Source organism: Terrisporobacter mayombei (genome assembly GCF_020748465.1).
GTDB lineage: Bacteria > Bacillota > Clostridia > Peptostreptococcales > Peptostreptococcaceae > Terrisporobacter > Terrisporobacter mayombei.
Genome location: NZ_JAHZMP010000160.1, coordinates 1 through 484, shown reverse-complemented (window position 1 = coordinate 484; position 484 = coordinate 1). Strand labels below are relative to the sequence as shown.

Below are 484 nucleotides of genomic sequence, written 5' to 3'. Positions count from 1 at the left end.
GCTCATCAAGCACAATCACGTCAGGCTGCGAAGAGAGTGCTCTGGCAATGGCGATACGTTGCCGCTGCCCGCCGGAGAACGCATGAGGCAGGCGGTCGAGATACTCCGGACGAATACCCACCTGCACAGCCAACTCCTCTGCCAACGCTCGCCGCTGTTGTTCACTACTACGCTTAGCTATCCAGAGCGGTTCTGTGATGATGCGCCACACCGGTAAGCGCGGATTAAGCGAAGAGAGCGGGTCCTGAAACACCATCTGCATACTGCGTTGTGAGCCAGAACGGATGTACTGCCCGTGGCACGGTTGCAGCATACCCATTAAAAGCTGTGCGAGGGTGCTTTTGCCGCAGCCTGACTCGCCGACGATCCCTAAGGTTTCACCACGGCGGATCTGTAAATCAATACCATTAATGGCATGAACATGTTCCGTAGTTTTACCAAGCCAGTTTACGGGCCGGGAAATTGATATGGACGTCGCGTAACG

1 protein-coding gene is annotated in these 484 nt (G+C 55.4%); it reads right to left on the bottom strand.

Annotated features, from left to right (window positions below; genetic code table 11):
* On the bottom strand, positions 1 to 484 hold a 484-nt coding region (locus K0039_RS25075), incomplete at both ends, for an ATP-binding cassette domain-containing protein (RefSeq protein ID WP_228106846.1).